Source organism: Microbacterium resistens NBRC 103078 (genome assembly GCF_001552355.1).
GTDB classification, from domain to species: Bacteria; Actinomycetota; Actinomycetes; order Actinomycetales; family Microbacteriaceae; genus Microbacterium; species Microbacterium resistens.
Genome location: NZ_BCRA01000065.1, coordinates 26,100 through 34,379, shown reverse-complemented (window position 1 = coordinate 34,379; position 8,280 = coordinate 26,100). Strand labels below are relative to the sequence as shown.

Sequence of the window (8,280 nt, the reverse complement as noted above, 5' to 3'; positions counted from 1 at the left end):
GGGCGCCGGGGCCGGGGCGCCGACGTCCGGGCGCCGTGCGGACGGCGGGCTCAGACCGCCGGACGCGCGGCGTCCTGCTCCACCCCTGCCGGGATCCCGGACCGCCGCGACAGCCGGTCCTCGACCAGGATCATCGCCCCCACGATCGCCGCGCCGGCCAGCGCGAGCAGGACCGGCGTCAGCATGTCCCCTCCGGGCGGAAGGAGGACGCCGACGCCGTCAGCGTCCCCGGAGGGCGAGGTCTGCCACGGCCACAGCGCACGCAGCGAACCCACGAGCAGCCCCGTCATCGCCACGAGAGTGGCTCGCCGGTGACGCCGCAGGAGCCAGCTCATGCCGCGCACGATCGTGACGAGGCCCACGAGCGCGCCGGCCGCGAAGACCGCGATGTAGCCGAGATCGCGGGACGAGAGCGCCTGCAGCGTCGTCGAGTACAGCCCGATCGCGAGCAGGAAGAAGGACCCGGACACGCCGGGGATCACCAGGGCGCAGACCGCGATCGCGGCCGCGGCGAAGACGAGCCACATCGGCGGCTCCGCCAGGGTCTCGCCCTCCGCGAGTCCGATCAGCAGGAACGCGCCCACCGCCGAGAGGACGAAGAGGACGACGTCCGTGAGGCGCACCGGGCCCCGGTCGCGCGGATCGGCGGAGTCCGGAGCCGAGGCCCATGCCATGCGCAGCGGCACGATCAGGCTCGCGGCGACCAGCCCGAAGAACAGCCCTCGGGACGCGACCGGGTTCGCGGACACCAGTCCTTCGACGACGCCGGCCAGCGTCAGGACCATGGCGGCCATCCCGACGAGCACCGGTCCGACGAGCCACCAGTCCGTGCGCCGGAGCTCCGCCCGGACGCCCGCGGCACGATCGGGGCCGCGCACCAGCCGCGTCATGGCGGACATCAGATGCGACACCGAGGCGATCAGCCGCTCGTACACCCCGGTGATGAGGGCGACCGTCCCGCCGGAGATCCCGGGGACGAGCTCGGCGGCGCCGATCAGCGCCCCTCGGACGAGGTTGAGGATCACCTGCGGCGCGGTGGCGGAGCGCAGGGACGGAGTCGGCGGCTCGGGAGTCGTCGGCATGCCGGTCACGCTACCGGCGCCACCTCGGGATCTCCTGCGGACGGCCCTCAGCGCTCCCGCGCGGCGCCGGGCTCGGGATCCGGCTCCCACGCGAGGAGGTCGCCCGGCTGGCAGCCGAGCACGCGACAGATCGCGTCCAGCGTGGTGAAGCGCACCGCCTTGGCCCGTCCGCTCTTGAGCACGAACAGGTTGGCCGGCGTGATCCCGACCTCCTCGGCGAGCTGCGTGACGCTCATCTTCCGCTTGGCGAGCTCCACGTCGAGGTTCAGCACGATCGCCATCAGACCACCTCGGCCATCTCGCCCTCGAGCCGGGTGGCCTTCACGAGCAGCCCGCGCATCACGACGACGAGGAGCATGGCGGCCAGCGAGCCGAAGATCGCGACGGACAGCACGAGGACCAGGCCCGGTGCGAGGATCCCGACGGTGCCGGACAGCACGAACGCCACCGCGCTGAGCAGGGCGAACACACCCAGGCTGACGATCACCGCGTCCACCCAGCGGAACGACGCCGCCTGGAAGACCCGATCGGCGGCGGCCATGCTGAGCAGCCGCCAGAGGCACACGAGCACGACCTGGGCGCAGAGCACCATGACGACGGCGCCGACGATGCCGACGACCTCCAGGTGCGCGGTCCCGGGGAAGTGCGTGGCGACCTCGCGCGCCAGCGAGGGGATGGCCCAGATCTGCGCGAGCACGCAGATGACGAAGAAGAGCACCAGGAGCGCCTTGAGCGCCCACACGACCGGCTTGGACATCTCGATCCTCTCGTTTTTCGATACTCTACTATCGAAAAACGATGCATGCCTGGGAGAAGGCTGCGCCTCAGACCGCCCCGAGATCGACTCCGGTTCCCGCAGGCTCGGCGTAGTCGATCTCCCGCCAGATCCCGCCGTCGCGTTCGAAGGTGGTCACGCTGGACAGCGCGCACCGGCGCGTCCGCGGGTCGTGCCGGAGCGGGCGCCCGGCCACGGCGAGGTGGGTGATCCAGATCGGGGCCTGGTGCGACACGAACACGATGTCGCCGTCCGGCGCGTCCGGCACCGATGCCTGCTCCCAGGCCTCGTCCATCGCCGCGCGCATGCGGGCGACGATCGAGACGTACGGCTCGCCCCAGCTCGGGACGGCGGGCCGGCGCAGATGCCGCCAGTTCGCGGGGTTGCGCAGCGCGCGGCGCATCTGCGTCCCCTCGAACACGTTGGTCGGCTCGATGAGGCGCTCGTCCAGAGCGGGAAGCAGCCCGAAGGCCTCCGCGAACGGCGCGGCGGACTCCTGGGTGCGCTCCAGCGGCGAGCAGCGGAGCGTCAGGACCGGGCGACCGAGCCCGGCGACGTGGTCGGCAGCCGCCTGCGCCATCCGATGACCGGCCTCGCTCAGACGGTAGCCGGGAAGACGGCCGTAGAGCACGCGCGCCGGGTTGTGCACCTCGCCGTGGCGGACGAGGTGCAGACGCTCGGCGGGCACGCGGTCAGGCCCTCTGGTAGCGGGCGCTGCCGAAGCCGATGATGAAGTACCCGATGAAGGGGATCAGCCAGAGCAGGAAGAAGGAGAACACCCCGCCCTTGCCGAAGTTCGCGCCGAGCTTCACGGCCACGACGATCGCGAAGACGATGTTGACCAGCGGGATGAGGTACAGCAGCGCCCACCACCCCGACATCCCGGCGATCTTCACGAGGAAGACGAGGTTCACGATCGGGATCAGCGCGAGGATTCCGGGATAGCCCGCCTTCGTGAACACCCGCCACATCGCGATGACGACGAGCACGTAGTAGGCGAGGGCGAGCAGAGACGTCGTGCCGGAGAACAGCCCCGCGTAGACATCGGAGATCAGGTCTGCGCCGCCGTCGGCGAGCGGGACGATGGTGGACAGCATGAGGACCTCCCGTGACGCCGCGGCCGTCGCGCGGATGCTCCGATCCTAGCGACGCCCCTTCCTGCACGAGGGAGGACGCGAGCGCACCCACGGGACGAGCAGGCGTCCGGACGGCGGCGGCGGACCCGGCCCGTAGAATGGCGGGGTTCATCTTTTCCCCGGATCAGGAGGAATCCTCCGTGCTGCGCACCCACCCGGCCGGCTCGCTGCGAGCCGAGCACATCGGTCAGACCGTCACCCTCACCGGCTGGGTCGATCGTCGTCGCGATCACGGCGGCGTCGCCTTCATCGATCTGCGGGACGCGTCCGGCATCGCCCAGGTCGTGATCCGCGACGAGTCCGTCGCCCATCCGCTGCGCAGCGAGTTCGTGCTGAAGGTCACCGGGGAGGTCTCCGAACGCCCGGAGGGCAACGCCAACCCGAACCTGCCCACCGGCGACATCGAGGTCATCGCCGCCGAGGTCGAGGTCCTCAACGAGTCGGCCCCGCTGCCCTTCCAGGTCTCCACGGCCCTGGAGGGCACCGAGACGGTCGGCGAGGAGGCGCGCCTCAAGCACCGCTACCTGGACCTCCGCCGCCCGTCCGCCGCGGCCGCGATCCGGCTGCGCTCGAAGGCCAACGCCGCCGCCCGCGAGGTGCTCGCCGGCCACGACTTCGTCGAGATCGAGACGCCCACCCTCACCCGTTCGACCCCCGAGGGCGCCCGCGACTTCCTCGTCCCCGCGCGCCTCAACCCGGGCAGCTGGTACGCGCTGCCGCAGTCGCCGCAGCTGTTCAAGCAGCTCCTCATGGTGGCGGGCATGGAGCGGTACTACCAGCTCGCGCGGAGCTACCGGGACGAGGACTTCCGCGCCGACCGCCAGCCGGAGTTCACGCAGCTCGACATCGAGATGAGCTTCGTGGACCAGGAGGACGTGATCGCGCTGGGCGAGGAGATCGTCCAGCGGCTGTGGCGCCTCATCGACGTCGAGATCCCCACGCCCATCGATCGGATCACGTTCGCCGACGCGATGCGCCTGTACGGATCCGACAAGCCGGACCTGCGCTTCGGCAACCCGATCGTCGAGCTGGCCGGCTACTTCGCCGACACCACGTTCCGCGTGTTCCAGCAGGAGTACGTCGGCGCGGTCGTCCACCCGGGCGGGGCATCCCTCCCCCGTCGGCAGTTCGACGCCTGGCAGGACTGGGCGAAGTCGCGCGGCGCCAAGGGGCTCGCCTACGTCACCTTCGGCGAGGACGGGACGCTGGGCGGCCCGGTCGCGAAGAACCTGTCCGACGCCGAGCGCGACGGCCTCGCCGCCGCCACGGGCGCGCAGCCGGGCGACGCGGTGTTCTTCGCCGCGGGTCCGACCCGCGAGGCCCAGGCGCTGCTGGGTGCCGCCCGCGTCGAGATCGCGCACCGCACCGGCCAGATCGACCCCGACGCCTGGGCGTTCGTGTGGGTCGTCGACGCGCCCCTGTTCAAGCCGACCGGCGAGGACCCCGAGGACGTCGACCTCGGCCACTCCGCCTGGACCGCCGTGCACCACGCATTCACCTCTCCCAAGGAGGAGTGGCTGGATCGGTTCGACACCCAGCCCGGCGAGGCGCTGGCGTACGCGTACGACATCGTCTGCAACGGCAACGAGATCGGCGGCGGATCGATCCGCATCCACCGCCGGGACGTGCAGGAGCGCGTGTTCGACGTGATGGGGATCGGCGCCGAGGAGGCGCAGGAGAAGTTCGGCTTCCTCCTGGACGCGTTCCAGTTCGGCGCCCCGCCGCACGGCGGCATCGCCTTCGGCTGGGACCGCACGGTCTCCCTGCTCGCGGGCGCCCCGTCGATCCGGGACGTCATCGCGTTCCCCAAGACGGGCAACGGCTTCGACCCGCTGACGGCCGCGCCGGCGCCGATCACCCCGGAGCAGCGCGCCGAGGCCGGAGTCGACCACGACCCGGATGCCGACGAGGACTGACGCGAGACCCCCTCTCCCCGTCGAGACCCCCTCCTGCGCACGCGCGCCGGAGGGGGTCTCGACGTGAAAGGGGGGTTTCGGCGGCCCAGGGGACGAAGCGACGGCGCCGGTGCCCTGCGATGATCGGATCATGCTGTCCGCCCTTTCCCTCCCGACGGTCCTCGACTCCCGATCCGGCGACGTCGTGCTGCGACGCGCGATCCGCGCCGATGCGCCCGCGCTCGTCGCCCTGCTCGCCGACGACCCGATCAGCGCCGCCCGCGGCGACGTCGGCGCGCCGGACGATCACGACCTCTACGAACGGGCGCTGGTCGCCGTCCTCGAGGAGCCCGGCAACGACCTGCTCGTCGCCGAGTCCGGCGGCGAGGTCGTGGGCACGTTCCAGCTCACGCGGATCCCCGGCATGTCACGGCGCGGAGCGACGCGCCTGCTCGTGGAGGCGGTCCGCGTGCGCTCGGACCAGCGCTCCGGCGGCGTCGGCTCGGCGATGATGCGCTGGGTCGGCGACGTGGCGGCGCCGCAGCTGGGCGCCGCGATGGTGCAGCTCACGTCGGACGCCGCCCGCGTCGACGCGCACCGCTTCTACGAGCGGCTCGGCTACGTCGGCTCGCACCGCGGCTTCAAGCTGGCCGTGCCCTCGACCCCCTGACCGCGCCCCCGACCTCCTGACCGCGCCCCCGGCCTCCTGACGTCGTCCGACGCTGAAACCCCCTTTCCCCGTCGAAACCCCCTCCGGCACACGCTCGTGGGAGGGGGTCTCGACGGGGAGAGGGGGTTTCGCGATCCCCAGGACGGGGACGGGGACGGGACGGGACGGGGACGGGACGGGACGGGGCCCGGGTCAGTGCGAGGAGTCCTGCGTGAGCGTCTTCGCCAGGGCCAGGTACTCCTTCGGCGAGACCTCGGGCAGATAGGCCTTCCCGATCGCCAGGCCGATCGTCGGGAGCTGGGCCGGATCCGCGTACGCCATGTAGATCGTGTGGTACTCGGGGTTGAACTTGCTCTTGAACCGGAAGAGGGACGTGAACCCGTACGCCGGCTCCAGGACCTTGCCGAGCCACGCGAGCAGGCGCGTCATCACCGTCGGCTCGGGCGCTTCCTCCCCCGGTGCGAGCGGCTTCTCCGCCAGCGGCGCGCCCGAGAGGCTGAACACCTCCACCCCGTCCTCCTTCATCCGGAAGGCGGCGGACGCGATGACGAACTCCATGATCCCGGACATCGACTCGTCCCCGCGGCGCATGAAGTCGATCGTCCAGCCGGTGAGCCGGCCGTCCCGCCAGCTCGGCAGCCAGCTCGTGATCGCCTGCAGACCGCCGTCCTTGCCGAACGCCAGGTACAGCGCGACCTCCGGATCCTTGAGCTCCTCCACCCCGCCGAGGGTGAAGCCCATCTCCGGCAGCTCCTTCTCGGACAGCCACTGCTCGCTGAGGGCCGTGATCTCCGCGGCCACGGCGGCGGGCAGATCGTCCCACGTCGACCACAGCGTGGTGATCCCTTCCCGCTCGCCCTTGTTGTACGCCTGTCGGACCTTCGCCCAGGGCTTGCCCGTGAGCTCGAACCCGGCGAGGGGGACGACGGTCTCCTCCCCGACGGACATGTACTGCCAGCCGAAGCTCTGGAACACCGGCAGGTGCTGCTCGTGGAAGCTGTAGAACACCGGCGTCCAGCCCTGGCGGTCGCAGTGGTCCACGAACCCGCGGATGGTCGCCTCGGCGTGCTCGTCGGAGGCCACGGGATCCGACATGGTCAGGGCCACGCCGTTGATGACCCGGTAGGCGACGGCGCCCGTCCCGTCGGGGGTGAACCAGTAGTCGTTGCCGGGCCAGGTTCCCATGAATCCGAGCGTCCCGCCGCCCCCGCTCTTCAACAGCTCCCGGAACCGCGCCTCGCCGTCCGCGTCGCGGTGCGCGGCGGTGGCGCGATAGAGCATCAGGACGGCGCCGATGAAGACGATCCAGAACAGCACGCCCACCCACTGGTGCACGATCAGCGGGAAGCCCTGCAGCGGTGCGACCGGGGTCGGCACCGGCTGCAGGAGACCCGCGGGGAGGAAGCGGCGCACGGCGTCCACGATGACGTCGCCGGGCGCGACCGGGATCATGAACGCGTCGTCGGGAAGCGCCAGCATGACGGCGACGTAGCCGCCGGCGAGGATCACGAACGCGCCCCCGACCAGCGCGGCGAAGCGCCGCACGGCCGACCTCGGCGCGCGCACCGCGAACCGGTGGCGGGTGACGAGCAGCAGCACGATCACCGCGACGGGGATCAGGACGGCCAGCACCGACCACACGACGTCCTCGACGCCGAGCACGGCCCGCGTCTTCTCGTCGAGCAGCTGACCGGCCCCCAGTCCCACCGCGGTCACGACGGCGATCACCGCATTGACCGCGATCGCGAGCATCCAGGCGGCACGGCGGCCCAGGCGCAGTCCCCACGCCGCCAGGAGGCTGAGCAGCAGCGGCATGAGGCTGAGCAGGAAGGCGCCAGGGCCGTCGGTCAGCGCGCGCGCCACGTCGGTGTCGCAGGCGGCGGTGTAGGTCGTCGCGCAGCGCTCGAAGATCTCATCGCTGTCGACGCCCTGGAAGCCGGCCACGGTGCTCGCGAGCGGACCGCTCTGCACACCCGAGAGCAGCACGATGAGCGGGCCGAGACCGGTCACCGCCACGATCGACGCGATGATCGTGCGCGTCTCTCCGTAGGAGCTGCGGTGCCAGGCGGACGGCGGGCGGTCCCGGGCCAGGAGGACGCCGCACAGCACCCCGAGCGCCGCCGACACGAGCCGGTACACGCTGTCCGCGTCTCCGGCGTAGAGGGCGTACATGAACAGCACGGCGAACCCGATCACGCGGATCCGGCGGCGGAACAGCGCGGGCGCGAAGGCGCTGGCCGCCATGATCACGCCCACGACGCCCACCGCGGGGTCCAGGACGAACCCGGCCTCGAGCTCCAGCCCCCACAGCAGGTCGCCCTGGCCCAGCAGGAGCTCGAACCCGATGCCGGCGATGACGCCGAGCACGCCCGTGACGAAGAACAGGACCACCGCGCGCATGCTGCCCAGCAGCCGCTCCGCGTACGCCATCACCGTGAGGATCAGGGCGATCGTGAGCACTGCCTCGACGGCCGAGTCCGGGATGAGCAGGCTCGTCACCGGGGTCCACCACAGCCCGTCGAGCGTGGTGAGCGGGCTCGCCGCCATCTCCACCGGCGCCTGGCCCCAGAGCGTGCCGAACACGATTCCCGTCGCCAGCAGCACCACGCTCAGGGCGACGGCGAACGGGTGGATGAGCAGGTACCGCACGACCCCGGAGGGACGCTTCGCAGCGGCGGCGGCGGCGGACGCGGAGTCCGTGCTCGACATGGTGTGCCTTTCT

8 protein-coding genes are annotated in these 8,280 nt (G+C 71.7%); 2 read left to right on the top strand and 6 right to left on the bottom strand.

What is annotated here, in order from left to right; genetic code table 11:
* Window positions 1–50: 50 nt before the first annotated feature.
* The 5 genes from MR1_RS11695 to MR1_RS11675 form a co-directional block, all read right to left on the bottom strand.
* The gene (locus tag MR1_RS11695; protein WP_067246722.1) at window positions 51–1,082 is read right to left on the bottom strand and encodes a DUF368 domain-containing protein; all 1,032 of its coding nucleotides are present in this window, start codon (window positions 1,080–1,082) and stop codon (window positions 51–53) included.
* A 47-nt stretch (window positions 1,083–1,129) separates the two neighbouring features.
* Window positions 1,130–1,363 carry a helix-turn-helix domain-containing protein gene (locus MR1_RS11690; protein ID WP_067246718.1) on the bottom strand — a complete coding sequence of 78 codons (234 nt, stop codon included), beginning with the start codon at window positions 1,361–1,363 and terminating at the stop codon, window positions 1,130–1,132.
* Window positions 1,363–1,839: a DUF2975 domain-containing protein gene (locus MR1_RS11685; protein ID WP_067246714.1), complete on the bottom strand. Its 477-nt coding sequence runs from the start codon at window positions 1,837–1,839 to the stop codon at window positions 1,363–1,365. Before MR1_RS11685 ends, MR1_RS11690 begins: the two co-directional genes overlap by 1 nt.
* 67 nt (window positions 1,840–1,906) lie before the next feature.
* Entirely contained in the window at window positions 1,907–2,545 is a 639-nt protein-coding gene (locus MR1_RS11680; RefSeq protein ID WP_067246710.1) for a histidine phosphatase family protein, read from the bottom strand.
* A gap of 4 nt (window positions 2,546–2,549) precedes the next feature.
* Window positions 2,550–2,954 (bottom strand): DUF5684 domain-containing protein, encoded by a 405-nt coding sequence (locus MR1_RS11675; protein ID WP_174522535.1) that lies wholly within the window; start codon window positions 2,952–2,954, stop codon window positions 2,550–2,552.
* Between the two features lie 179 nt (window positions 2,955–3,133).
* Here MR1_RS11675 and aspS point away from each other — a divergent pair, with 179 nt between their 5' ends.
* Together aspS and MR1_RS11665 are read left to right on the top strand one after the other, a co-directional pair.
* On the top strand, window positions 3,134–4,909 hold the full coding sequence (gene aspS, locus MR1_RS11670; RefSeq protein ID WP_067246739.1) for an aspartate--tRNA ligase: 1,776 nt from the start codon (window positions 3,134–3,136) through the stop codon (window positions 4,907–4,909).
* Window positions 4,910–5,039: 130 nt separating this feature from the next.
* Window positions 5,040–5,558 (top strand): GNAT family N-acetyltransferase, encoded by a 519-nt coding sequence (locus MR1_RS11665; protein WP_067246708.1) that lies wholly within the window; start codon window positions 5,040–5,042, stop codon window positions 5,556–5,558.
* Window positions 5,559–5,750: 192 nt separating this feature from the next.
* On the opposite strand, the gene MR1_RS11660 is transcribed toward MR1_RS11665, so the two are convergent.
* Window positions 5,751–8,267 carry a bifunctional lysylphosphatidylglycerol flippase/synthetase MprF gene (locus MR1_RS11660; RefSeq protein ID WP_067246704.1) on the bottom strand — a complete coding sequence of 839 codons (2,517 nt, stop codon included), beginning with the start codon at window positions 8,265–8,267 and terminating at the stop codon, window positions 5,751–5,753.
* Window positions 8,268–8,280: the final 13 nt, after the last annotated feature.